We start from the raw sequence: 23,049 nt of genomic DNA, 5'->3' as shown, positions 1-23,049 counted from the left end.
GCGCAGGAGCGTCGCGTGGCTCTCGGCCATCCGCGCGACGTCGTCGGCGTCGAAGGCGGTCGCGTCGTACTCCCACAGCAGGGCGCCGGGGGCCGTGACGACGTTGAGGGCGGTGTCGGCGGGCTCGACGACGTGCCCGGCGAACGTCGCGGGCAAGCCGCCGAAGTCGATGGGGCCCGGCCGCGCGGGATCGCCGCCGTCCAGCGCGAACGTCGCGTGCGCGAGCGTGCCGCCGCCGCGCCTGGCCAGGAGCCTGGCCAGCTCGCAGTAGGGGTAGTCGCGGACGGCGCGCGCCTCGCGGACGGCGGCCGCGGCCCGTCCGGCCAGCTCGCGGAAGGACGGGTCGCCGCCGAGGTCGCAACGCAGCACGACGGGGTCGGCGAGCGCGCCGAGCAGGCCGTCCGCGCCGTCCCCGGGCAGCTTGGTCACCGGCGTGGCCACCCGGAGGTCGGTCGCGCCGCCGTACCGGTGGAGCAGCGCCGCGAACGCGGCGAACGCGATGGCGAACGGCTCGGTGCCCTCGGCGCGGGCGAGGTCGTGGAGGGCGTCCATGAGCCCGGCGGGGAGATCCTCGACCACGAGCCCGTGCCGGGGACCGGGTTGCGCGGACGGGGCGGCCGGGGCAGTGCGGACCGGCAGCTCCAGGGGCGGCGGCGGGTCGGCGAGCGTCCGGCGCAGGCGGGCGAGCTGCGCGCGCATCGCCGGTGAGGAGAGGGCGTCGCGCTGCCAGGCCGCGTAGTCGCCGTACTGGACGCGCGGCGCGGCGGCCTGCGGCGCGGCGGAGCGCGGTCCTCCGGACGGACCCCGGCGGGGCCTGCGGCGCCGTAGAGGGAGGCCGCCTCGCGGAGCAGCAGGACGGCGGACCGCGCGTCCAGGATCGCGCGGTGCGCCACCAGGACGACCGCGTGGTCGTCGGGGCCGAGCCGCGCGACCGTCCAGCGCACGAGCGGGAGCCGGCCCAGGTCGAACGGCTCGCGCGCGGCGGCGCGGACCAGGTCGTCCAGCCCGGCGTCCCGCTCGTCCGGGGCGAGCGGGCCGGGACCGGTCTCGGTGACTGCGACGGCGGCGGGCGTGCCGGGCGGGTGCGGCTCCTGCCGCGGCCAGCCGTCGATCTCGCGGCAGGTCGTCCGCAGCACCTCGTGCCGCCGGACGAGCTCGGCGACCGCGCCGCGCAGGAGGTCCGCGGCGAACGGGCCCCGGACGCGGACGGCGACGCGCGCGGGGCGCGTGCCGCCGTCGGGCCAGAGCCGTTCCTGCTGGAAGCTCAATGGCGTGACGAGCCTCTGGGAATTCGGGACGAGCGGCGGGAGAGACCGTTCCAACCGATCGTGCGTGCGTGCCTGCGGCACCGGGAAGCTCTTCATTTCGCACAACGCCTCATCTGCGCGTCCCGCGCCTATTACGGGGGGAGGCGGCGGGGGCAACAGTTGCAGAACGTATATCCCTCTGACAGGCCAGTCAACAGCCGATCAGATCCCTGTTCGGATTCCGGTCGGGACCGTCGGCGCACGGACGGGAGGTGGGATCAGTCCCGCACCATGGACTACTCTGTCCACATCCGGTCACCGGCGTTGTCGGGACCGCCCGCCGGTGATCTCTTGAAAGTGATCTACGAGCGTTTCACCACGGCGGTTCCCAGGTGTGATCACTCGGAGGAGGTCTCGATGGCGAGGCCCAGGGGCGGGTACGGGCGCGTGTTCGCCGCGGCGGCCGGCGCCGCGGCGGTGGTGCTCGCGGTGTCCACGGCTCAGGCGGCGCGGCCGACGGTGTCGGCGGCGCGGCAGGCGGGCCCGTGCGCGGTCGACAAGCAGGCCGACGTTCCCGACCGGATGCGCGACGGCACGGTGCTGTCGGCCGACGTCTACCGGCCCCGGACCTCGGAGAAGGTCCCGGTCGTGCTGATGCGCACGCAGTACGGCAAGAACGGGCCGCCCAACCAGCCCGGCCGCTTCCTGTCCCCGCGTGGCTGTCGGCCCAGTGCTACCTCGTGGTGGTCGAGGACGTGCGCGGGCAGTACGCCTCGAAGGGCACGTTCTACGAATTCCAGCAGGATCTGAACGACGGCTACGACTCGGTGGAATGGGCGGCGAGGCTGCCGGGGTCGAATGGCCGCGTCGGCATGTACGGGTCGTCCTATGTCGGCGCGACGCAATGGCTGGCCGCGCAGAAACTGCCGCCGCACCTCACCACGATCGTCCCGCTCAACACGGCCAGCGACTATTTCGAGGGCTGGACGTACGAGGGCGGCGCGTTCCGCCTGGGATTCATCGAGAACTGGTCAATGGAGACGATCGTGCAGACCGCGGCCGCCAATCGCGGCGACACCGCGCTCGCGCAGCGACTCAAGACCGACTACCTCGATATCGCGAAATGGATGACCTACCGGCCGTATCGCAGATTCCCGCCGTACCGGCCGGACGATCCGCAGGTGGCGCCGTACTTCTTCGACTGGATCAAGCATTCCACCAATGACTCCTACTGGTCCTCGATCGCGCCGGAGCGGCACCATTCCCGCATCAAGCTCCCGATGCTCCATCTCGAAGGCTGGTACGACGCGTTCCTCGACGGCGGCGTCCGCAACTTCACCGGGATGGCGGCGAACGGCGGCTCGCCCGAGGCCCGCGCCGGGCAGCGCCTCGTGATCGGCCCGTGGGACCACCAGACCTGGTCGCGGGTGCCGAAGGAGCGCTACGTCCCGGCGCCGATGCTGTCGGCCATCGGGTCCGCGGGCGACTACCCGCTGGACGAGGTGATGCTCGCCTGGTTCGACCGCTTCCTCAAGGGCCGCGACAACGGCGTCAGCAAGGGCAGACCCACCGTGGACTACTTCGAGATGGGGTCCAACGTGTGGCGGCGCTCCCCCGCCTGGCCGCTGCCCGGCACGCGGTTCACCAAGTACTACCTCGACAGCGGCGGCCACGCCGCGTCGATCCTCGGCGACGGGCGGCTCTCCGCGCAGCCGCCGGGCGGCGGGCAGAAGCCCGACCGCTACACCTACGACCCGCGCAACCCGGTTCCGTCCGTCGGCGGCCACTCGTGCTGCGAGAACCGCGGCGGGCAGCAGGGCCCGTACGACCAGCAGACGGTCGAGGCGCGGCCGGACGTGCTCGTCTACACCGGCCCCGAGCTGGCGGCCGACACCCACGTCACCGGCCCGATCAGCGTCGAGCTGTACGCCTCGTCCACCGCCCGCGACACCGACTGGACGGCCAAGCTGGTGGACGTCGCGCCCGACGGCACCGCGCGCAACCTCAACAACGGCATCCTGCGGGCGAGCTTCCGCGCGTCCTCGACGCACCCGACGCCGATCAAACCCGGCAAGGTCGAGAAGTACACCATCAAGATCTGGCCGACGTCCAACCTGTTCAAGGCCGGGCACCGCATCCGGCTCGACATCTCCTCCAGCGACTTCCCGCAGTACGCGCCCAACCCCAACACCGGGGAGCGGTTCGGCCAGAGCGACCGGGTGCGGACGGCGCGGCAGACGATCCTCCACGACGCCGAGCACCCCTCGTCGGTGACCCTGCCGATCGTCCCGGCCGACCGGGTCGGCCCCGCCTACGCCAAGATCCCGACGACGGGCCTGGACTAGGCCCTGCCCCGGCCGGTCACGCGGCCCGGGGCACGGCGGCCTCGGGCTCGGCGTCGGGGAGGCGGCGCAGGGAGCGCAGCGGCGACAGGTAGACGGGCAGGAACGCCGTCGCCATGCCCGCCGCGGCCACCCACAGCACGGTGCGGGTCCCGGCGAGCGAGGCGAGCGCTCCGCCGAGGAACGCGCCGACCGGCATCGTGCCCCACACGAGGAACCGCATGGTCGCGTTCATCCTGCCGAGCAGCCGCGTCGGGCACAGCGCCTGCCGGAAGCTGACCTGCGCGACGTCGTACACGGCGGCGCCGAACGCCATGCCGAACTCCCCCGCCGCCGCGACCCAGAGCCGCCAGTCGTCCCGGACGAGCGGCACGAGCAGCGCCGACAGGCCGCCGACGGCCGCGCTGGTCCAGATCGTCCGGCCCTGGCCGAGGGCGGCGGCGATCCGCCGCGCGAGGAACGCGCCCGCGACGCCGCCCGCCGCGCCGACCGCGAAGAACATCCCGATCGTGCCCGCCGACAGGCCGAGCCCGCCCGCCAGCAGGACGATCAGCATCGGCTGGCTCGCGGTGCGGAACAGGTTGAACGCCCCGGTGCAGCCCGCGATGGCGCGCAGCAGCCGGTGCCCGAACACGAACCGGAGCCCCTCGCCGATCTCCCGCCCGAGGTTCCGGTCGGGGTCGCGCGGCGGCCGGGCCTCGGGCGTCCGGATGCGTGCGATCCAGACCGCCGACCACGCGAAGCACACGGCGTTCGCCGCGACCGCGTACGGCACGGTGAGGGCCTGCGCGGCCGCGCCGCCGACCGTCGGGCCGCCCATCAGCGCGACCGACTGCGTGGCGGCGAGCTTGGCGTTGCCCTCCACCAGCCGGTCGCGGCCGACCAGGCCCGGCAGGCAGCTCTGGTACGCGACGTCGAAGAACACCGTCAGCACGCCGTAGCCGAGGGCGACCAGGCAGACCTGCGGGAGCGTCAGGACCCCGGCCGCCGCGGCGGCCGGCAGCGAGCCGAGCGCGAGGGCGCGGCCGGCGTCGGCGACGATCAGCACGCGCCGGTGCCGCATCCGGTCGACCCACGCGCCGACCGGCAGCCCGAGCACGAGGAACGACGCGGTCAGCGACGTGGACACCAGGCCGACCTGGAACGGCGTGGCGTGCAGGACCGTCGCGGCCAGCAGCGGCAGCACGAACAGGCTCGCCGTCGCGCCGATCTGGCTGGCCGCGTCGCCGATCCAGAGCCGCCGGAAGTCGGGATGGAACGCGAGGCTCGCGCGTACGGCCCGTTCCCGCCGCTCCGCGCCGTCCCGTCGCGGAGCGGCGCGTCGCATCAGGGCACGCCCATGAGCAGCTCGGAGACCCGGGCCTCAGGGTCGCCGGTCACCGCGTCGAGCAGCCGCCGGTACAGCTCGGCCGCCCGCGCGATCGTCCGGGCGTCGAACAGGTCCCGGTCGTACTCCCAGATGAACTCGACCGCGCCGCTCGGCTCCGCGTGGCCGGGACCGCCCGGCCCGCCCGGCCCGTCCTGGCCGACGGCCTGCTCGGCGGCGGGGATGGCGATCACGTTGAGGTCGAACTTGGCGGTGCCGTTCGCGATGCCGGGCGTGACGCGCACGTCCAGGCCGGGCATCCGGAGCGGCGGCATCGGCGCGTCGTGGAACGCGAACGACACCTGGCAGAGCGGGTGCCGTCCCGCGACGCGCTCGGGCCGCATCGCCGCGACCACCCGGTCGTACGGGACGTCCTGGTTGGCGTGCGCGCCGAGCGCGGCCGCCCGGGTCCGCGCGAGCAGCTCGCGGAACGTCGGGTCGCCGCGCAGGTCGGCGCGGAGCGGCACGGTGTTGATCACCATCCCGAGCAGCCGCTCGGTCTGCCGCCACCGCCGGTTCGCGAAGCCCGAGCCGACGCAGAAGTCGTCCTGCCCCGACCAGTGGCACATCAGCACCTCGAACGCGGCGAGCATGGCGGTGAACAGCGTGACGCCCTCGCGCGCGGCCAGCGCGCGCGTCCGGTCGGCGACCTCCGCGGGCAGCTCGAAGCGCGGCGCGTCACCCAGGAACCGCCGCTCCGGCGTGCGCGGCCGGTCCGTCGGCAGGTCGAGGAACAGCGGGACGCCGTCCAGCGCCTCGCGCCAGTACGCGAGCTGCCGTTCCGACACGGCGCCGTCCAGCCACGACCGCTGCCACACCGCGAAGTCGGCGAACTGCACCTCCGGCTCCGGCAGCGGCGACGGCCCGCCGGTCGCGTACGCGCCGTAGAGCGCCGCCAGCTCGCCGACGAACGTGTTGAACGCCCAGCCGTCGTGCACGAGGTGGTGCTCCAGGTGCAGCAGGACGTGCCGGTCCGGCGCGGTCCGCAGCAGCCGCCACCGGACGAGCGGCAGCCGGTCCACCGGGATGGTCTCGGCGATGGCGGCCCGGATCAGCGCGCGCGCCGCCCCCTCCGGGTCGGGCCCGCCGCTGAGGTCGTCGAACGCCAGCGGCGCCGGGAACGGCGGGTGGATCACCTGCCGCGGCCCCGGGCGCTCTCCGCGCGGCCCGGCCGCGCCGGACGCCTCGCCCACGCCGGGCGCCTCGGTGAACGTGGTGCGGTAGATCTCGTGCCTGCGGACGATCTCGGTGAGGGCGCGGGCGAGCGCGGCGGCGTCGAGGGTCCCGGTGAGCTCGATCGTCGCCTGGAACTGGTAGGCGCGGATGCCCGGGTGGAGCTGCTGGAGGAACCACAGGCGCTCCTGCGAGTACGACAGCGGCAGCCGCCCCTCGCGCGGCACGGGGACCAGCCGCGGCACCTCCCGTCCCGCCGGGGGCGCCGACCCGATGGCGGACGCGATGCCGCGGACGGTGCGGGCCGTGAAGACCTCGTCGAGCGGCAGCTCGACGCCGAACTCGGCGCGGATCCGGGCGACCAGCCGGTTGGCGAGCAGCGAGTGTCCGCCCAGCTCGAAGAAGTCGTCGTCGGCGCCGGGCTTGTCCTGGCCGAGCAGCTCGGACCAGAGCGCGGCGAGCCGTTCCTGCGCCGGGCCCTCGGGCGGCGTCCAGATGCCGGACAGCCTGGGCCGCGACGGGGGCTCGGGCAGGGCGGCCCGGTCGATCTTGCCGTTGGGCGTGAGGGGGAACGCGTCGAGCAGGACGAACGCCGAGGGCACCAGCGCGTCCGGCAGCGACCGGGCGGCGTGGGCGCGCAGGTCCGCGGTCAGCAGCGCGGGACTGGCCCACGGCCCGCCCTCCGCGCGCACGGCCGCGACCGGCTCGACCGCGGTGGCGGTCCCGGCGGAGGCGGTCGCGGCGGAGGCGGTGGCGGAATCCGGGCGGACGGCGGCCAGCATGACCAGGCCGGTCCCGGCCAGCCGCGGGTCCTCGGCGGACCGGACCCGGTAGCCGCGCGCCTCGAAGAAGCGAGTGAGGCGCGCGAGCCGTCCGCCGGTGTCGTGCACCTCGACCAGCACCTGGCGGACCATCGCCCAGTCGGCCTCGGCGACGCCGGCGACGACCTCCTCCTCGCTGCGCTCCACGTCGATCTTCAGCAGGTCCACGCGGCGCACGCCGCTCTCGCGCAGCACCGACGACAGCGCGCGGACGGGGCGGACGAAGCGCCGCTCCTCCAGGCTGCGGTCCAGCAGCCGGTCGAGGTCGGGCACGTCGCCGAGGTAGGCGCGCAGCACCTCGCGGTCGGCGCCGGGGTCGGTGTGCCGGCCGGACATGATCGTCAGGTGCGGGTAGTGGGTCAGCGTCGCCTCGCCGTCCTCCGCGCCGAGCGCGCAGGGGTGCGCGCGGGCGTCCACGCCGTGGACCGCGAGGTTGCGGCGCAGCAGCTCGAACAGCGGCGGGATCGGCTCGAACGCGTGGACGGTCGCGCCGGAACGGGCCGCGAGCAGCGCGAACACCCCGACGTGCGCGCCCGCGTCCACGACGACGCCGCCGGGGCTCGGGTCGATGCCGAGCTCGGCGTACCGCTCGCCGTCGAACACCTCGCGCGCGAGGAACTCGGCCTCGGTGCGGTTGGGGACGAGCACGGTGCGGCCGTCGGGCAGGTCGTGCCGTACGGCGGGGACGGGCAGCCCCTCGCGTTCGGCGCGCAGCAGCCCGGCCACCGGGCGAGCGGTCTCCTCGTCCGGGACCGCGTAGGCGACGAGCCTCGGCTCGCCCCCGGGGCCGGGGCGGGCGAGCACCGTCGCGCCCGCGACGCCCGCGTGCCCGGCGAGCACGGCCGCGGCCTCGCCCGGCTCCACCCGGACGCCGCGGATCTTGACCTGGTCGTCCAGCCGGCCGAGGAACTCCAGCGTCCCGTCGTCGCGCCACCGCGCGCGGTCGCCGGTGCGGTACAGGCGCGCGCCGGGCTCGCCCGACAGGTGGTCGGGCACGAACCGCTCGGCCGTGAGCGCGGGCCGCCCGAGGTAGCCGCGGGCGAGCGCGACGCCGCCGACGAGCAGCTCGCCGGGCTCGCCCGGCCCCGCGGGGGCCATCCGCTCGTCCACCACGTACGCCCGGACGTTGGCGATCGGCGCGCCGATCGGGACCGCGGCGTCGCCCTTGCGGCACGTCCAGGCGGTGACGTCCACCGCCGCCTCCGTCGGGCCGTACAGGTTGTGCAGGTCGACGCCGGGCAGGCGCTGGAAGAACCGCTCGGCGAGGTCGGGCGGCAGCGCCTCGCCGCTGGAGACCACCCGCCGCAGCGAGGCGCACTCCTCGACCCCGGGCGCGGCGAGGAACGCGCGCAGCATCGCGGGCACGAAGTGCAGCGTCGTCACCCGCCGGGCGCGGACGGCCTCGACCAGGTAGGCGGGGTCGCGGTGCCCGCCGGGCCGTGCGAGGACGAGCCGCGCCCCGTTCATCAGGGGCCAGAACAGCTCCCACACCGACACGTCGAAGCTGAGGGGCGTCTTCTGGAGGACCCGGTCGTCGCGGGTGAGGCCGTAGGCGTCCTGCATCCAGGCGAGCCGGTTGGCGATGGCGCGGTGGGTGTTCATCGCGGCCTTCGGCGTGCCGGTCGATCCGCTGGTGTGGATGACGTAGGCCAGGCTGTCCGGATGCGGGTCGGCGCACCCGGCGGGCGGCGCAGCGGCCCCGGCGGGGCGCGGCGCCCCGGCGAAGCCGTCGAGCGTGACGACGGTGGCCGCCTCGCGGGGCACGGCGCTCATGAACCGCTCCTGCGTGAGGACGACCCGCGCGCCCGAGTCGGCGAGGACGAACTCCCGCCGCCGCGCCGGATGGTCGAGGTCGAGCGGCACGTACGCGCCGCCCGCGGCGAGGACGCCGAGCAGCGCGACAGGCAGTTCGGCGGAGCGCTCCATGGCGACGGCCACCACCGTGTCGGGGCCGACGCCCTCGGCGCGCAGCAGCGCGGCGACGCGTCCGGCGCGTTCCCACAGCTCGGCGTAGGACAGCCGGGCGTCGCCGCACTCGACCGCGATCCGGTCCGGCGACGCCGCGGCCCGCGCGGCGACGGCCCGGTGCACGAACGGCGCCTCAGGAGCCGCCATCGGACGCCTCCATGTGCCGCCGCAGGCTGAGCGGGCGCAGGTCGTCCCAGACCCGGTCGACGAACGCCAGGCACTCCTGCCGGGTGCCCTCCTTCCCCGCGTCCCTCCAGCCCGGCGGCTCGGCCTCGCCGGCCGGCCAGATGGAGTACTGGTCCTCGTGGTTGACGACGACGCGGAAGGTGGTTCGGTCCGAGGCACTCATGGAGGTCGCGCTCCTGCTTGGCGGGAACCGCCGTCACCACGGTCGCGCCGGGGGAACGAGCGGCGGAGGAGAGAGCCGGAATCCGCGGAGCCCCAACGACCCCGCGGCCATCAATCAGACTCAGGGTCATTACAAGGCAAACCGGGGTGCCTGTCAACGAGCTGTTAACCCCATGGCTCAAGGTGGACGACGCGTCGGCGGAGCCCGCGCGGACGGGCTTTCGAACGTCCGGCGGCCCGCGCCCGGCCCGGCGCCGGACCGCGCCGGAGCGGAGGGCTCTTGACCCGCCCTGTCCGGCCCTGTAGTTTTCCACCTAGTTAATTAACCGAACAGGAAACCAATGCGCCAGATCGATCGGCTCAGCATCACGTTCGCCGCGCTCGCCGACCCGACGCGGCGGGCGATGCTGGCGCGGCTGGTCCAGGGCGAGGCGACGGTCGGCGAGCTGGCCGAGCCGTTCGAGCTGAGCCCTCCGGCCGTGTCCAAGCACCTCAAGGTGCTGCGGGACGCGGGGCTGGTGGAGCAGGGACGGCACGCGCAGTGGCGGCCGTGCCGCCTGCGCCCCGAGCCGCTCCGCGAGGTCGCCGCGTGGATGGAGACGTACCGCGAGTTCCTCGGCCAGAGCTTCGACCGCCTGGACGGCTACCTGCGGCGCCTCCAGGACGAGCAGCACGAGCAGGGCGAACAGGACCGGCGAGCAGAGCAGGACGAACGGACAGAGCACGGCGGACACGACGGAGGGAAGCGGACATGACGCGACGGGAACTGGGCGACGAGCGGACGGCGATCACCGCCGAGGGCGCCGAGATGGTGATCGAGCGGGTCTTCGACGCCCCGCGCGAGCTGGTGTGGGCGGCGATGACCTCGCCCGAGCACATCCCCCACTGGTGGGGCCCGCACGGCACGACGGCGAGGGTCGTGGAGATGGACGTGCGGCCGGGCGGCGCGTGGCGGATCGGCGGGGCGGACGGCGAGGGCGTCGCCTTCTTCGGCGAGTACCTGGAGGTGGAGCCGCCGGAACGGATCGTCCGCACATCCGGGCCTGACATGCCCGAACTCGGGACGGGCGGCCCGCCGGCCGTCGAGACCATCACGTTCACCGACCTCGGCGGCAGGACGAGGATGACCTACCACGCCAGATTCCCCTCGGAGGACGTGCTCGACTTCGCGCTCGACCAGGGCATGACCAAGGGCGTCCTGGAGCAGTTCGACCGGCTCGCCGACCTGCTCACCACGCAGCGCTGAGCCCGCGCCGGGCGGGGGCGCGGCCGGAACGTCGCGGATGTTCGGAATCGTCGGGCGCTCACCTGGCGCGCCACTGCGGGAGGCCCCATGCGGACGGCCGTGGCCCTGGCCGCCCTGACGCTGCTCGTCGCGGGCTGCTCGGACGAGCCCGAGTCCGAGGCCGCCTCCCCGCCCTCGAAGCGTTCGGCGACGCCTGCCCCCTGCCCCGCCTCGGGCGCCGTGGTCCGCAAGGGCCGGCCCGACGGCGCGTCGGACGTCAAGGTGCTCGGCCTCGATCTGCACAACTGCGGCCCTGCCGCGATCCGGCTGAAGGGATACCCCGTCCTCGGACGCCTTCGCGCCCGGAAGGACGTCGCTCCCCCGGCCGTGCGCGCCGCGCTCCTGCGAGCCGGTTTCCGGGCGGACCGCACGTTCACCCAGCCGTACCGCGCGTCGGCCGCGTCCGACGTGCCTCCGCCCGGCTCGGTGTTCGAGATCCGGGCCGGCGAGCGCGCCTGCGTGTACGGCTCCGTGGACCCCGGCCGCGTCACGGTCCGGATCGACGGCCCGACCCGCGAAGGGGCCTGCCTGGAACCGTTCGCCCACTGAGCCGGAGCCCGGGGCGGGGGCGCGCGGGTCAGGGGGTGATGACCAGCTTGCCGCGGGTGTGGCCGGCGCGGCTGGCGTCGAAGGCGTCGCCCACGCCCTCCAGGGGGTACGTCCCGGCCACCTCGACCGCCAGCGCGCCGCGTTCGGTGAGGGCTGCCAGCTCGGCGAGTTTGGCGCCGTCCGGACGGACCCAGATCCAGTGGCCGCCGTGCTGCTCCACGGTGTTGTCGGTGATCGACACGTGTCGGCCGCCGTCCGCGAGGACGGCGAGCGTCGTGTCGAGCTGCCCGCCGACGAAGTCGGCGACCGCGGTGACCCCGTCCGGCGCCAGGTCCCTGATCCGGCCCTCGACGCCCTCCCCGTACGCGACGGGTTCGGCGCCCAGCTCGCGCAGGTAGCCGTGGTTGCGCTCGGACGCCGTGCCGATCACGCGGGCGCCGCGGTCGCGGCCGATCTGCACCGCGAACCCGCCGACGCCGCCGGACGCCCCGTACACCAGCAGCACGTCGCCCGGCCCGGCGTCCATCCGGTCCAGGCAGCGCTGCGCGGTCATCCCCGCCAGCGGCAGCCCGCCCGCCTGATCCCAGCCGAGCGCGGGCGGCTTGCGCGCGACGTGGGCGGCCGACACCGCGACGTACTCCGCGAACGTCCCCTGCCCCACCACGTCCTTGCGCGCGTACGCCATCACCTCGTCGCCCGGCGCGAACTCCGGCGTGTCGGGGCCGACCGCGCGCACCACCCCGGCGACGTCCCAGCCGGGGACGACCGGGAACACGGCGTCCATCATGCCGTCCAGCCCGCCGGTCATGACCTTCCAGTCGACCGGGTTGACGCCCGCCGCGCGCACCTCCACGAGCACCTGGCCGGGCCCGACCTTCGGATCGGGAACGTCGCGGACGGCGAGCCGCGAGTTGTCGGACGCGTACGAGTCATAGACGACGGCCCGCATCAGCCGCCTCCTTCCGTCGGGACCGCGCTCCGTCGCACGGCGCGGCGATGGCGCCGCCAGGGTCGTCCGCGGTCTTGTCCCCTCACCCATCGTCACATTCGCGCGACCGGCCGCCACCGCCGCCCCCCGCCGCGGCCCGGGGACGGTGTCACAGGTCGGCGCGGACGGCGCCGGTGGTGTTGTGGGCCTCGATCAGGCGCAGCGCCTCGTCCCGGTCGCGCCGGTCGAGGGCGTCGACCAGGTCGGCGTGGAGGCGGTGCCGCTGGACGACGTACTCCGCGAGCGGCTGCTCCCCGCCGGGCAGCACGCCGAGCGTGTGCGACTCGATGAGGTCGAGCAGGTTCTTGTAGAGCGACCTCAGCAGCGCGTTCGGGCTGATGTCGGCGATGCGGGCGTGCAGCCCCCAGTTGGCGTGGACGAACGCGACGGGGTCGGCGTCCGCGACGGCCCGTTCCATGGCCTCCAGCCGGCGGCGCAGCGCCGCGATGTCGGCCGGGGACGCGTGCCACAGGGCGTCCTCGATGAGCAGCGGGTCGAGGGCGTCGCGGATGCGGACCGCGTCGGCGACCCCGGTCTGCTGCGCGTCGAGGGCGAGCACGGAGTTGCCGAGCCTGACCATGGGCGACGGCTCGGCGGTGAAGATCCCGCCGCCGGGCCCGGGCCGCACGGTGACCAGGCCGCGGGCCTGGAGCAGGCGCAGCGACTCGTTGAACGTGCCCACCGAGACCTCGCACAGCGTGCGCAGCGCCTCCTTCGTGCCGAGGCGCGATCCCGGCTCCGCGGACTGGGCGAGCGCGGCGACGCGCTGCGCGGCCATCTCCGCCCGGCTGGGCGCGGCCGGGCGCTCGGCGTCGCGTGCGGTGCTCACGTGGCTCCTCCGGGGGTCGGCTGAATTCATTATGGACGTTACCGCCGCCGCCCCCGGACGTCAGCGCCGCCCGGACATCAAGATCTCCGTAATCATCATGGTCGTTCTCCGCGCCCGGATCGGCTACGCCTCGTTGAGGCGGGCGACGCCCGCGTACAGCCAGTCGGTCCTCGGGCCCTCGGGCCGTAGCCGGGCCGCCACCGCCAGGGCCGGATCAGGCCGGGGTCGGTGATCTCGAAGCCGTCGAACAGGGCGCGGATCTCCTCGCGCGGGCGGAACACGATCGGGCTGGTGGCGTTCTTGTAGGCGTCCACGACCTGCGCGAGCTCGTCGGCCGGTGGCCCGTCGGTCGTCAGGTGCGACAGCGCGAGGTATGACCCCGGGCGCAGCCGCGCCCGGAACGTGCCAAGGATGTCGGCGGGCCGCTCGGCGTCGCGGATGAAGTGGAACAGCGCGACCGACAGCACCGCGACCGGGCGGGAGAAGTCGATGAGGGCGCGCAGGTCGGCGTTGCCCAGGATCGCCTCGGGCTCGCGGACGTCGGCGGTGATGACCGTGGTGGTCGCGTTGGTGGCGAGGAGCGCGCGGCCGTGGGCGAGCACGATCGGGTCGTTGTCGACGTAGACGACGCGCGCGCCGGGGACGACCTGCTGCGCGATCTCGTGCACGTTGCCCTGCGTCGGCAGGCCCGTGCCGAGGTCGATGAACTGCTCGATCCCGGACTCGGCGAGGAACCGGACGGCGCGCTGGAGGAACCGGCGGTTCTCCCAGACGATGTCGTGCGACATGACCTCGCCGAGCGCCGCCTTGACGCGGTCGCCCGCCTCGCGGTCGGCGGCGTAGTTGTCCTTGCCGCCGAGGAAGTAGTCGTACATGCGGGCGGGGGACGGCTTGCTCACGTCGAATGGCAGCCGCTGGTCGTCGATGCTCATGGACAGCCTCGCGCTTCTGGGTCGGGGAGCCGGTTCCATGATCGCATGTCGGCGCCGATTGGACACCGCGACGCCCCGTTAACAAGGCGTTCGTATAGACCGCCGTCTCCGCGACGCCTCCCCGCGCTCCCCCGGGGTCCCCCGCGCTCCGGGGCCGTCCTGTCCCGGCCAGGCGCGGGTGCGCGGGGCGGCGGCCTGCGACAGTGGAGGGGAACGCTCCCGGCCCTCTCCCTCCCCCGCCGGCGGCGCGGGCCGCGGGGTCCGGAGCCGGCCCGCGGCCGGCCGACACGAGAAGGGGAGCCGGCGATGACGAACGTGGGCACCTGGAACCTGGAGAACCTGTTCCCGCCCGGCGGCCCGTTCGGGCCCCGCGACCAGGCCGCGTACGAGGCGAAGCTGGACGGCCTCGCCGCGCTCATCGGCCGGTCGGGGGCCGACGTGCTCGCCGTCCAGGAGGTCGGGGACCCGGCCGCGCTGGCGGAGCTGACCCGCCGCCTCGGCGAGGACTGGCGGCAGGTCGCCTCCGAACGCTTCGAGTCGGGCCACCCGATCCGGGTCGGGTTCCTGTCGCGGCTGCCGCTGGAGGTCGTCGCCGACGTCTCCGCGTTCCCGCCGCCGCTCGGGCCCGTCCAGGCGAGGGACGACGGGACGGGCATCTCGGCGACCGGGCGGGGCGTCCTCGCCGCCCGCGTGCGCGAGCCCGGAGGGCGCGACCTGACCCTCGTCTCGGCGCACCTGAAGTCGAAGCTGCTGTCGTTCACCGGCCCGGACGGCAGGCCGCGCTTCACGCCCCGCGACGAGGGCGAGCGCGCCCGCGTGGCCGCGTACGCCCTCTACCGCAGGACGGCCGAGGCGGTGACCGTGCGCGCGCTGGCCGACCGGTTCATCGAGGACCGCGGCCACGAGCGGCAGGTGATGGTGATGGGCGACCTGAACGACGAGCCGCTCGCCGCCACCACGCAGATCCTCTACGGCCCGCCCGGCTCGGAGATCGGCACGGCCGGCGAGAACCAGCCCGACAAGGGCGACAGGGCGCGGTTGTGGAACCTCGCCGCCCGCATCCCGGAGCCGGAGCGCTTCAGCCGCGTCTTCCACGGCCGCCGCGAGCTGATCGACCACATCATGGTCACCCGTTCCCTGCTGCGCCGCGCGCTGGACGTCCACACCCTGCGCCCCGGCCAGGGCGCGGGACTGCCGTCGGTCACCGACGACCCGGCCGCGCGCCGCGACGACCCGGCGTCCGACCACGCCCTGGTCTTCACCCGGCTCGCCGACGCCTGACCGGCCGACGATCACCGTTGTGTTACTCCTTGGGTACCGGGCGTCGCCGAGGTCCGGTCAAAGCGGTCGTTCCCTGACCTCTTTCGTTCCTAGGGTCGGCGGGACCGCCACGGTTCGTTCAAGGGAGAACTCCGATGACCATCGCCGTCACCACCCCGACCGGCCACGTCGGCTCGCGCGTGGTCCGCCTCCTGCTCCAGGCGGGCGTGCGCCCGAGGCTGCTCGCCCGCGACCCGGGCCGCCTGGACGCCGCGGCCCGCGAGCGCGCGGACGTGCGGCGCGGCGACCTGACCGACGCCGCGTTCGTCCGCGAGGCGACGGCCGGGGCGCGCACGGTGTTCTGGGTGGACCCGACCCCGACGTCCTCGCCGGACCCCGTGGAGACGACCGAGCGCACCGCCGCGCCGCTCGTGGACGCGGTGAAGGCCGGCGACGTCGAACGGGTCGTCCTGCTGAGCAGCATCGGCGCGGAGAGGCGGCACGGGATGGGCCACATCGACGGGCTCGCCCGGATCGAGGAGGCGCTCGACGCGACCGGCGCCGACGTGCTGCACCTGCGGTGCGCCTACTTCTTCACCAACCTGCTGTTCGACCTCGACGGCCTCGCGGACGGCGTGCTGACCACGTCCTTCGAGCCCGACGCCCCGATGGCGTGGGTCGATCCCCGCGACATCGGCGACGTGGCCGCGGCGCGGCTGCTGAACGACGCGTGGCACGGCCGCGTCGTGCAGGGCGTGCACGGTCCCGAGGACCTCACGTTCACCCAGGTCGCGCGGATCCTCACCGGCGCGCTCGGCCGCCCGGTGCGGCTGGACGCCGTGAGCCACGACGACGTGCGCGCCTCGCTGCGCTCGGCCGGGCTCGACGCGACGGCCGTGGAGGGGATCGTCGGGATGGCCGCGGGCACGGCCGGGCACGTGCCCGACCCGCCGCGCGACGCGGTCACCACGACCCCGACGCACCTCGCCGGATGGGCGTACGCGCATCTGCGCCCGCTGCTCGAAAACTGATCCGAAGAATTTCGGAGCCGTCCGCGAACGGATGTCGAGAACGCCGGCGCCGCTCCGATCCCTCTGTGACAGCGCGGACCGGACCGGTTCCGCACCGGCAGTGGAGGGACATCCCATGAGCAAGGTCACCTGCGACATCGCGATCTCCGCCGACGGCTTCGCGGCCGGACGGAACCAGAGCCTGGAGGAGCCGTTCGGCGAGGGCGTCGGGCAGGTCCTGCACCGCTGGATGTTCGAGGAGCCGGAGGAGAACGCCGAGGTCATCGAGCGGATCACGGCGGCGGGCGCGTTCGTCATGGGGCGCAACATGTTCGGCCCCGGGCGCGGCGCGTGGGACCTGGACTGGACGGGCTGGTGGGGCGACGAGCCGCCGTACCACGCGCCGGTCTTCGTCCTCACCCACCACGAGCGGGCGCCGGTGGCGATGGAGGGCGGCACCACGTTCACGTTCGTCACCGGCGGGATCGAGGAGGCGCTCGCCCAGGCGCGGAAGGCGGCGGGCGGCGCGGACGTCGCGATCGCCGGCGGGGCGGCCACCGTGAACCAGTACCTGGCGGCGGGCCTGATCGACGAGCTGCGCCTGCACATCGCGCCCGTGCTGCTCGGAGCGGGCGAGCGCCTCTTCGACGGCGTGTCCGGTCTCTCCCTCGACAAGGTCGGCCACGCGGGCACCGACCTGGTCACCCACGTCACCTACCGCGTCCGGCACTGAGCGCGCCGCACGGGGCGGCCACGCGGGAACGGGGCGCGCCGGGCGAGGGGGCACGCGGGAACGGGGCGCGCCGGGGCTCAGCGGTCCGCGCGGCCCCGTTCGCTCCACCGGGCGGTCGGGTCGATGCGGGCCATGAGGCGCAGCGCGCCGGGCGACAGGCGGGACAGCGCGTGGTTGACCTTGGCCTCGCCGGTGACGGGAAGGACCGCGCTGTTGTGCTCGACCGCGTGCAGGATGCGCTCGGCCACCTTCTCCGGCGGGTAGCCGCGCAGCCGGTAGAGCCGGGCGGCGGCCTGCCGCGCGCGGTCCTGCCCGGCCGCGTCCAGCCCGACGTACTCGGTGGAACGGGAGATCCCGGTGTCGACGAACCCCGGGCAGACGGCGCTGACGCCGATGCGGTGCCCGGCCAGCTCGGCGCGCAGGCACTGGCTGAGCATCAGCACGGCGGCCTTGGTCGTGGCGTAGGCGGCCATCGCGCGGTTGGGGGTGAACGCGGCGGCCGAGGCGATGTTGACGATGTGGCCGCCCGCGCCCCGTTCGACCATCTGGCGGCCGAACAGGCGGCAGCCGCGCGCGACGCCGCCGAGGTTGACCTCGACGATCCGGTCCCACGCGGCGGGGCCGGTGTCGAGCAGCGAGCCCGCCATGCCGATCCCCGCGTTGTTGACCACGACGCCGGGCACGCCGAAAAGCTCCTCGACCTCGCCCGCGAACTCGGCCATCGTCTCCTCGCAGCCGACGTCCACGGTGAACGCGTGCGCGCGGGGGCCGAGCGCCCCGGCGAGCGCCGCGGTCCGGTCGACGGCCGCGGTGTCGACGTCGGCGGCGACGATCCGCGCGCCGCGCTCGGCGAACGCCAGCGCGGTCGCGCGGCCGATGCCGCCGCCGGCCCCCGTGACCACCACGACCTCGTCCTCGAAGGTCACGCCCATGCCCGGCTCCCGCCCCACGACTATTGGAATTGAGATCTAATATGGGCGAGGATTTGAACGAAAGTCAAGAACCGCGCGCACCGGCCGATCAGAGGCGCGGCGCGCGCGTCACGCGGGCGGGGCGAGGGCGAAGCGCAGCGCGAAGGCGTCCAGCGTGCGCGGCAGCGGCCCGTCCGGGCCGAGCGGCTGCCCGGAGGCGAGCCGCACGCGGCGCGACCGCAGCAGCGCGGCCAGGAAGACGCTCGTGGTCAACAGCACGAGGTTGCGTCCCGGGCACTCCCCCGGCCCGCCGCTGAACGGGACGAGCGACCAGTCGTCCTCGGCCGTCCCGTCCAGCCACACCTCCGGCGCGAACGCGTCGGCGAACGGCAGCGTCTCGTCGTCCCGCTGGACGAACGGCGTGTGGATCAGCAGCCCGGTGCCCTCCGGCATGGCCCGGCCGTCCCACTCGGTGGGCGCCGTGGTGTCCCGCAGGATCGACAGCGTCGTCGGCCACAGCCGCACCGACTCCTCCACGCTCGCGCGCAGGAACGGCAGGTCGGACCCGCCGCCGCGGGCCTCCTTCGCGGCCCGTTCCGCGGCGTCCGGGTGGGCGGCCAGCAGCGCGAGCGCCCGGAACGCCGCCATCCCCGCGGGCTCGTACGCGAACAGCCACTGCGGGACCTGCTCGTCGCGGCGCAGGCCCGGAGCCGCCGGGGCGCGCGCGACCAGCTCGGCGAGGCTGCCGGGCTCCGCGTACTCCACGTACCGGTGCACGCGGGCCAGGAACCGGTCCCGCACCGCCGTCCGGCGCGGGTGGGCGAACGCCCAGTTGGCGTCCATGCGCAGCCGGGTCAGCAGGTCGCTGGTCTCCGAGTCGTCGCGGGCGGCGTCGCCGAGCACGATCCGGCGCACCGTCCGCCACCACGCGACCCGGAACGCGTCCCAGCCGAGTTCGCCGCCGTCGCCCGCCGCGTCCAGCAGCGCGGCGGCCTCCTCCTCGATCTTGGCGATGAACGCGTCGGCGTGGCCGTGGACGGGGTGCGGCGTGTCGAGCACGCGCTCGTTGAACGCCCGCCGCTCGGCCCGTTCCGCGCCGGTGGAGACGAGCACGCCGTGCGGCTGGAAGTGCTTGAGCGCCGCGCGCTTCTCGCGGTTCGCCGGGGCGAACGGCTCGGGCCCTTCCCGCAGGACCCGCCGGACGTCGGCCGCCGACAGGACCAGCGCGAACGACCGTCCGGGCAGGCGCAGCCGCAGCGGCCCGGGACCGTAGCGGGCGCGCATCCGCTGGAGCAGCCGGCCGCCCCGTTCGTCGAGGCGGAGCCGCCCGGCGAGGGCCACGACGCGGGGACGGCGCGCGAGGATGCCCCGGGCGATGGTCGGGGCCAGCACCTCCGCGCAGATCCGGGCGGTGTCCAGGGCGGACGCCCGGACGAGCGGGCGTTCGGCCCGCGCCGCCGTCCGGGCGCCGGAAACGCTGTGGGCGTGGGTCATGCGGCTCCCTCCGTGGTGCGTCACTCCCGCCGCACCTGCCCCTGCCGGAACGGCTCACACCGCTCCCCCACGAGACACGCGCCACTCCGGCGAGCGACGGCGCCCGGAGACCGTTCACACGCCGCCGTTCACACGCTGCCGCTCACACGCTGCCGCTCACACGCCGCCGTTCACACGCCGCTGGGCAGGGTCTCCAGCTCGCCGCGGCGCGCGGCCTCCAGGTGCAGCGGGCTCAGTGCCGTCGTCTGGCGGAACCAGCACAGGGCGTCGTAGCGTTCGGCGAGCCGCGTCATCGGGTACTGCGCCGCGTCGCGGTCCGGGTCGTAGACGACCCCGATCGCGCGGTGGCCGCGCGGGGTCGTGAGCCACGGCGCGCCGGGACGGTCGGCGAACACCCACAGGCCGCGGTGCAGGCCGGTGTCCGCCAGCAGCGCCTCCACCGAGCCCGGGCTCGGCGGCGGCACCGTCATGGTCTCCATCGTGTCGCCCCAGCGCGGAGCGGCGACGACCTCGCCGGGCCCGCCCGCGAAGCCGATCGCGGCGACCTGGTCGCGGCCGAGCCGTTCGCGCGCGAGCTGGCCGAGGTTGACCATCCCGGCGTCCGCCATGCCGGTCGCGCGGGCGTCGCCGACGTGGGTGTTGTGCGCCCACACGACGGCGCGCGAGCCCTCGCCGTGGTGGGCGAGGAGCCGGTCGAGGGTGTCGGCCATGTGCACGTCGCGGACGTTCCACGACTCGGGGCCGCCGCCCATCATCGCCCGGTAGTACCGCTCCGCGCCCGCCGCGACCTCCGCGTTCTGCCGGGCGTCCAGCCCCTCGGACGTGCTCCGCAGCCGGGTCAGCAGCGCGAGCACCTCGTCCGCGCAGCCGTCGGGGACGAGCGAGGTGTCCAGCGCGTACGCCTGCGGGTCCTCGGCGTACGGCTCGAAGCAGCGGTACGCGGCGAGCGCGGCGTCCAGGTGCTCGGGCCGGTGCGCCGACAGGTAGGTGATCACGGCGCGCAGCGACTCCCACAGGCTGTAGACGTCGAGCCCGTAGAACCCGGCGGCCTCGCCGGACGCCGCGTTGTGCTCGCGCAGCCAGCGGGAGAACCGGACGGTCTCCTCGTTGGCCCACATCCACGTCGGCCAGCGCCGGTAGCCGTCCAGCACCTCGCGCGGGTCCTCGGGCGCGCCCTCGGCGAGGGTGACGCTGCGGTTGACGTTCCAGCAGTCGGGCCAGTCGCCCTCCACGGCGACGAACGAGAAGCCCCGTTCGGCGATCAGGCGCCTGGTCAGCGCGGCCCGCCACGCGTAGTACTCGTGGGTGCCGTGGCTCGCCTCCCCGATCAGGACGCACCGCACCCCCGCCACGCGGTCCATGAGCGGGTCGAGATCGGCCTCGGTCTCCAGCGGCAGAACGGATCCGAGCGCGCCTTCGGCGTCGTTCGGGCTGCCCGGGAACGGCATGTTCATCATCCTCACCTCCGTGGGACCGTCCGTTTCCGCAGCGTTCCCGGCCCAGGGCGAACGATGCGGGCGCGCCCGGCCCGCTTCGCGGCCGATGACATCCTTTGCCGTCGGCTGGGGAGGGGTAGGGCATGGAGCACTTGAAGATGCGCAGCACGGCGTTCGACGACCAGGCGCCCATCCCGGACGAGTACTCGCACGCGGCCGGGGACGTGCATCCGCCGCTGCGGTGGGAGGAGACGCCCGCCGACGCGGCCGAGCTCGTCCTGTCGGCCGAGGACCCGGACGCGCCGTCCGGCACGTTCGTGCACTGGCTGCTCGCCGGGATCCCGCCGGAGACCGACGGGCTCGACGCGGGCGAGCAGCCGACCGGCGGAGTCGAGGGCCGCAACGACTACGGCGCCACCGGGTACGGCGGCCCGAACCCGCCCGAGGGCGACGAGCCGCACCGCTACTTCTTCCGGCTGTACGCGCTGTCGCGCCCCTCGGGCCTGAGCACCGGGTTCACCGAGGAGGACCTGCGGATCGTCCTGCGGGAGAACGTGATCGCGTCCGGCACGCTGGTCGGCACGTACGCCCGGTGACCGCGCGCCGCGCCCCGCCCGCCCGGCGAGCCGGACGGGCGGGGCGGACGGGCGGGCGCGACGGGTCAGGCCGCCTTCCGGACGTCGTCGTACTCGCCGCGGGCGTCGACGAGCGCCAGCGCGCCCGCGAGCCACGACAGCTCCTCCTCGCCGCCGCCCCGGGCCACGTCGCGCAGCAGCCGCTCCGGGTCGGACGGCAGGTCGAGCCGTTCGGCGGCGCGGGCCGCGCGGTCGTCCACGAACGGCCCGGCCTCCGGCCAGAACATCTGCGCCTCGCGCAGGAAGACCGTGAGGCCCGCGCCGTCCATGCCGGGGATCTCCCCCAGGAGGTCCCGGAGCCGCGCGGGGTCGCCGTCCGCGGCGTCGCGCAGCCGGTTCAGGTCCCCGCCGTAGCGGTCCATGATCAGCCGGGTCGCCGCGGCGAGGTCGCGCGCGCCCTCCTCGGGCCGGTCCAGGTCGGCCTGGGCGAGGACGTCGGCCAGGTCGTGCTCCTCCACCTTCGCCATCTCGGGCGCGCTGTCGCGGTGCCCGGACAGGACGGCGCGGGCCGCGCCGACCGCGGTGGCCGAGGGCGCCCCGTCGTCCGCCAGGATCGCCAGGCACGCCAGCCGGAACAGCCCGGCCGCCGTGGCCGTGACCGTGAAGCCCGCGGTCTCCTGGACGTAGCCGCGCGGGTACCGGTCGAGCAGGGCCCGTACGGTCGCCTTCGTGCGTTCGTCCATCGGCATGGCGTCCGTCCCCCTACCCCTGCTTGCGCGCGACCGCCTGGGCGAGCTGCGCCTTGGTCATCGTGGACCGGCCCTGGACGTTCAGCCGGGCGGCGCGCTCGTACAGCTCGCGCTTGCTGTCGCCCTCGAAGTCCACGCCGCCGAAGCTCTTGCCCTTGCCCCTGCGGGCCTGCGGGTTCTTGGCGCGCGGGTCGGACGGCCCCTTCCGCTTCTTCGGCAGCCACTTGTCGCCGCGCTTCTCGAACGCGTGCTTGAGCGCCGCGTACGCGACGCGGTAGGCCCGCTGGCCTTCACCGTACTCGCGGGCGGCGCTGTCGTGGGCCTTGGCGAACGTGTCCTGGGCCTTCTGCGGGGAGCGCTGGATCGTCCCCGGGAGCTCGCCCTTGCGCGGCTTTCCGCTCTTGGTGGTCATGGGCATGATTGCCTCCTCCTTCCGGTCACCTGAAGCCAATAACCGGAAAGGACGGACTCAAACCGACATTTCGGGCATGACCTGGGGATCTCCGGGAAGGATCGCTGCGACACGGCCACGCATGGAGGTGAAACAAGATGGTGCGAAGCGCTGGAATCGAAGAGCATCCCGACATCGTCGGCCTGCGGGCCAGGTACGACGCCGCGGCCGCGAATCCCGCGGTGCAGCTCGCCGACGGGCTGACGATGCTGGCCGGGCTCTACCTGGCCGTCTCGCCATGGATCATCGGCTTCACCGGCCTGGACCGGCTGGTGGTCAACAACCTGGTGACCGGGATCGCCGTCGCCGCGCTGGCACTCGGCTTCAGCTCGGCGTTCGGTCACACCCACGGGATCGCCTGGACACTGCCCGTCATCGGGGTCTGGACGATCATCGCTCCGTGGGTGATCTACGGTTGGAGCACCGGCTTCGACCACGACTGGGTGTGGAGCAACGTCGTCGCCGGAGCCGTCATCACGGTGATGGGACTGGCGACCATGGGGACCGGCGTCCTCGGCACGAGGATGATGGGCAGGAGGATGAGGTAACCGGCTCCAAGCCGCCCAGGCGCGAGACGCTGGA

Annotated in this window: 21 protein-coding genes and 2 pseudogenes; 10 read left to right on the top strand and 13 right to left on the bottom strand. The window is 74.7% G+C overall.

All coding sequences use genetic code 11. The features are described from left to right. Window positions 1–24 precede the first annotated feature (24 nt). Window positions 25–939: pseudogene (locus GEV43_RS51515) on the bottom strand (condensation domain-containing protein); the annotation flags it as partial. Beyond that, window positions 831–1,364 (bottom strand): annotated as a pseudogene (locus GEV43_RS53365) (condensation domain-containing protein); the annotation flags it as partial. The pseudogenes GEV43_RS51515 and GEV43_RS53365, both read right to left, overlap by 109 nt. A 300-nt stretch (window positions 1,365–1,664) precedes the next feature. Between GEV43_RS53365 and GEV43_RS53360 the strand changes: the two are divergent. Both GEV43_RS53360 and GEV43_RS31450 read left to right on the top strand, forming a co-directional pair. Further along, a complete protein-coding gene (locus GEV43_RS53360; protein ID WP_206681347.1) occupies window positions 1,665–2,057 on the top strand; it encodes a CocE/NonD family hydrolase in 393 nt (130 codons plus the stop codon). Further along, on the top strand, window positions 1,988–3,592 hold the full coding sequence (locus GEV43_RS31450; protein ID WP_206681346.1) for a CocE/NonD family hydrolase: 1,605 nt from the start codon (window positions 1,988–1,990) through the stop codon (window positions 3,590–3,592). Before GEV43_RS53360 ends, GEV43_RS31450 begins: the two co-directional genes overlap by 70 nt. Window positions 3,593–3,608: 16 nt before the next feature. On the opposite strand, the gene GEV43_RS31445 is transcribed toward GEV43_RS31450, so the two are convergent. The 3 genes from GEV43_RS31445 to GEV43_RS31435 are packed head-to-tail and all read right to left on the bottom strand — an operon-like array spanning window position 3,609 to window position 9,266. Then, window positions 3,609–4,916, bottom strand: a complete 1,308-nt coding sequence (locus GEV43_RS31445; RefSeq protein ID WP_160823768.1) for an MFS transporter — start codon at window positions 4,914–4,916, stop codon at window positions 3,609–3,611. Next, on the bottom strand, window positions 4,916–9,064 hold the full coding sequence (locus tag GEV43_RS31440; RefSeq protein ID WP_160823767.1) for a non-ribosomal peptide synthetase: 4,149 nt from the start codon (window positions 9,062–9,064) through the stop codon (window positions 4,916–4,918). The genes GEV43_RS31445 and GEV43_RS31440 overlap by 1 nt, the downstream gene beginning before the upstream one ends. Further along, window positions 9,051–9,266, bottom strand: a complete 216-nt coding sequence (locus tag GEV43_RS31435) for an MbtH family NRPS accessory protein (RefSeq protein ID WP_160823766.1) — start codon at window positions 9,264–9,266, stop codon at window positions 9,051–9,053. The genes GEV43_RS31440 and GEV43_RS31435 overlap by 14 nt, the downstream gene beginning before the upstream one ends. Before the next feature lie 340 nt (window positions 9,267–9,606). Between GEV43_RS31435 and GEV43_RS31430 the strand changes: the two genes are divergently transcribed. The 3 genes from GEV43_RS31430 to GEV43_RS31420 all read left to right on the top strand — a co-directional run bounded on the left by GEV43_RS31430 (window position 9,607) and on the right by GEV43_RS31420 (window position 11,099). Further along, entirely contained in the window at window positions 9,607–10,020 is a 414-nt protein-coding gene (locus tag GEV43_RS31430; RefSeq protein WP_160823765.1) for a helix-turn-helix transcriptional regulator, read from the top strand. Further along, window positions 10,017–10,511: an SRPBCC family protein gene (locus GEV43_RS31425; RefSeq protein ID WP_160823764.1), complete on the top strand. Its 495-nt coding sequence runs from the start codon at window positions 10,017–10,019 to the stop codon at window positions 10,509–10,511. The genes GEV43_RS31430 and GEV43_RS31425 overlap by 4 nt, the downstream gene beginning before the upstream one ends. An 87-nt stretch (window positions 10,512–10,598) precedes the next feature. After that, window positions 10,599–11,099, top strand: a complete 501-nt coding sequence (locus GEV43_RS31420) for a hypothetical protein (protein WP_160823763.1) — start codon at window positions 10,599–10,601, stop codon at window positions 11,097–11,099. A gap of 28 nt (window positions 11,100–11,127) precedes the next feature. Here GEV43_RS31420 and GEV43_RS31415 read toward each other — a convergent pair whose 3' ends face one another. The 3 genes from GEV43_RS31415 to GEV43_RS31405 all read right to left on the bottom strand — a co-directional run bounded on the left by GEV43_RS31415 (window position 11,128) and on the right by GEV43_RS31405 (window position 13,848). Further along, window positions 11,128–12,048, bottom strand: a complete 921-nt coding sequence (locus GEV43_RS31415) for an NADP-dependent oxidoreductase (protein WP_160823762.1) — start codon at window positions 12,046–12,048, stop codon at window positions 11,128–11,130. 148 nt (window positions 12,049–12,196) lie between these two features. Continuing rightward, window positions 12,197–12,916 carry an FCD domain-containing protein gene (locus tag GEV43_RS31410; RefSeq protein ID WP_309239938.1) on the bottom strand — a complete coding sequence of 240 codons (720 nt, stop codon included), beginning with the start codon at window positions 12,914–12,916 and terminating at the stop codon, window positions 12,197–12,199. A gap of 95 nt (window positions 12,917–13,011) precedes the next feature. Beyond that, a complete protein-coding gene (locus GEV43_RS31405) occupies window positions 13,012–13,848 on the bottom strand; it encodes an SAM-dependent methyltransferase (RefSeq protein WP_206681345.1) in 837 nt (278 codons plus the stop codon). Window positions 13,849–14,154: 306 nt separating this feature from the next. Between GEV43_RS31405 and GEV43_RS31400 the strand changes: the two genes are divergently transcribed. From GEV43_RS31400 to GEV43_RS31390, 3 genes are all read left to right on the top strand, one after another. Beyond that, on the top strand, window positions 14,155–15,129 hold the full coding sequence (locus GEV43_RS31400; RefSeq protein WP_160823761.1) for an endonuclease/exonuclease/phosphatase family protein: 975 nt from the start codon (window positions 14,155–14,157) through the stop codon (window positions 15,127–15,129). A 134-nt stretch (window positions 15,130–15,263) separates the two neighbouring features. Beyond that, complete coding sequence (locus GEV43_RS31395; protein ID WP_160823760.1) at window positions 15,264–16,139, top strand: NAD(P)H-binding protein; 876 nt, start codon at window positions 15,264–15,266, stop codon at window positions 16,137–16,139. 115 nt (window positions 16,140–16,254) lie between these two features. After that, a complete protein-coding gene (locus GEV43_RS31390) occupies window positions 16,255–16,851 on the top strand; it encodes a dihydrofolate reductase family protein (RefSeq protein WP_160823759.1) in 597 nt (198 codons plus the stop codon). A 77-nt stretch (window positions 16,852–16,928) separates the two neighbouring features. Here the strand turns inward: GEV43_RS31390 and GEV43_RS31385 are convergent, their stop codons facing one another. The 3 genes from GEV43_RS31385 to GEV43_RS31375 form a co-directional block, all read right to left on the bottom strand. Continuing rightward, entirely contained in the window at window positions 16,929–17,783 is an 855-nt protein-coding gene (locus GEV43_RS31385; RefSeq protein WP_160823758.1) for an SDR family NAD(P)-dependent oxidoreductase, read from the bottom strand. A 108-nt stretch (window positions 17,784–17,891) separates the two neighbouring features. Next, window positions 17,892–19,256 (bottom strand): cytochrome P450, encoded by a 1,365-nt coding sequence (locus tag GEV43_RS31380; RefSeq protein ID WP_160823757.1) that lies wholly within the window; start codon window positions 19,254–19,256, stop codon window positions 17,892–17,894. 170 nt (window positions 19,257–19,426) lie between these two features. After that, window positions 19,427–20,710 carry an erythromycin esterase family protein gene (locus tag GEV43_RS31375; RefSeq protein WP_241683111.1) on the bottom strand — a complete coding sequence of 428 codons (1,284 nt, stop codon included), beginning with the start codon at window positions 20,708–20,710 and terminating at the stop codon, window positions 19,427–19,429. Window positions 20,711–20,835: 125 nt separating this feature from the next. Between GEV43_RS31375 and GEV43_RS31370 the strand changes: the two genes are divergently transcribed. After that, window positions 20,836–21,288, top strand: coding sequence for a YbhB/YbcL family Raf kinase inhibitor-like protein (locus GEV43_RS31370; RefSeq protein ID WP_160823755.1), 453 nt, complete (start codon window positions 20,836–20,838; stop codon window positions 21,286–21,288). Window positions 21,289–21,353: 65 nt separating this feature from the next. Here GEV43_RS31370 and GEV43_RS31365 read toward each other — a convergent pair whose 3' ends face one another. Together GEV43_RS31365 and GEV43_RS31360 are read right to left on the bottom strand one after the other, a co-directional pair. Then, window positions 21,354–22,010, bottom strand: a complete 657-nt coding sequence (locus GEV43_RS31365; protein ID WP_160823754.1) for an endonuclease — start codon at window positions 22,008–22,010, stop codon at window positions 21,354–21,356. A 19-nt stretch (window positions 22,011–22,029) separates the two neighbouring features. Next, the gene (locus tag GEV43_RS31360; protein ID WP_160823753.1) at window positions 22,030–22,434 is read right to left on the bottom strand and encodes a ChaB family protein; all 405 of its coding nucleotides are present in this window, start codon (window positions 22,432–22,434) and stop codon (window positions 22,030–22,032) included. 131 nt (window positions 22,435–22,565) lie between these two features. Between GEV43_RS31360 and GEV43_RS31355 the strand changes: the two genes are divergently transcribed. Next, a complete protein-coding gene (locus GEV43_RS31355) occupies window positions 22,566–23,015 on the top strand; it encodes an SPW repeat protein (protein WP_160823752.1) in 450 nt (149 codons plus the stop codon). Window positions 23,016–23,049 lie beyond the last annotated feature (34 nt).

Origin of the sequence: Actinomadura sp. J1-007 (assembly GCF_009793335.1) — a bacterium.
Classification (GTDB): domain Bacteria; phylum Actinomycetota; class Actinomycetes; order Streptosporangiales; family Streptosporangiaceae; genus Spirillospora; species Spirillospora yumaensis.
This window is presented reverse-complemented; position numbering and strand designations above follow the sequence as displayed.